The following is a 1,148-nucleotide window of genomic DNA, read 5'->3' on the forward strand; positions in this document are numbered from 1 at the left end:
CTGGAGGGCCTCATCGGCTTCTTCGTCAACACCCTCGCCCTTCGCTCCCGCCTGGAGGACGGCCTCTCCTTCCGGCAACTGGTGGCTCGCGTGCGCGAGGCAACGCTCGGCGCCTACGCCCATCAGGACGTTCCCTTCGAGAAGTTGGTGGAGGAACTCCACCCCGCGCGTGACCTGGGCCGGGCTCCGCTCTTCCAGGTCTTCTTCGCGCTCCAGAACATGCCGCTCCCCGCGAAGGGGGAGTCGGAACTCTCCATCCAGCATGTCACGGGCCTGAAGACCACCGCCGCGAAGTTCGAGCTGGAGCTCGACCTCGCCGACTACCCGGAGGGCTTCACCGGCTCGCTCATCTACAACGCCGACCTCTTCCTGCCGGCGACGGCTCAACGGCTGGCTCGCTACTACGTGCACCTCCTGGAGGCGCTGCTGGGCCAGCCCCAGCTGTCCCTCCACCGGCTGCCCCTGCTGCCCGCGGATGAGCGGCGCTCCGTCCTCTCCGATTTCAACCGCGCCCCTTCTGCATTCCCCGACAACTCCACGGTGCCGGAGCGCTTCGCCCACGTTGTCGCGGAGCACGGCGGCTCCGTGGCCCTGGAGTTCGGTGCCCAGCGTCTGACCTACTCGCAGCTCGACGCACGCGCCAATCAGCTCGCGCATCTGCTCATCGCGCGAGGCGTGCGCCCGGATGCACCGGTGGCCCTGGCCCTGGAGCGCTCCGTCGAGCTCATCGTCTCCCTGCTCGCCATCCTCAAGGCCGGAGGCGCCTACCTTCCCCTCGACACCTCCTATCCTCGCGAGCGCCTGGCCCACATGCTCGAGGACGCACAGCCCGTCCTCCTGCTCACCTCCTCGGCACTGAGAGACTCCCTCCCGGCCGCTGACTCGCTGCCTGTTCTCTGCGTCGATCAGCTTCAGGAGCAGCTGAGTGCCGAGCCGACGCACGCGCCCTCTGTGGCGCTGTCACCCCAGCACCTGGCCTACATCGACTTCACCTCGGGCAGCACCGGCAGGCCCAAGGGCGTCGCCGTCTCCCACCGCAACGTCCTGCGCACCGTCTGCAATGCGCCCTATGCGGACGTCTCCGCAGGCCACTCCTTCCTCCTCATCGCCCCCATCTCCTTCGACGCCTCCACCCTCGAAGTCTGGGG

At 68.3% G+C, this 1,148-nt stretch carries 1 protein-coding gene; it reads left to right on the forward strand.

The genetic code is table 11. From position 1 onward, the window contains the following. On the forward strand, positions 1-1,148 hold a 1,148-nt coding region (locus tag K8638_RS44225; RefSeq protein WP_223760819.1), incomplete at both ends, for an AMP-binding protein.

Origin of the sequence: Myxococcus sp. RHSTA-1-4 (assembly GCF_020037125.1) — a bacterium.
Lineage (GTDB): Bacteria > Myxococcota > Myxococcia > Myxococcales > Myxococcaceae > Myxococcus.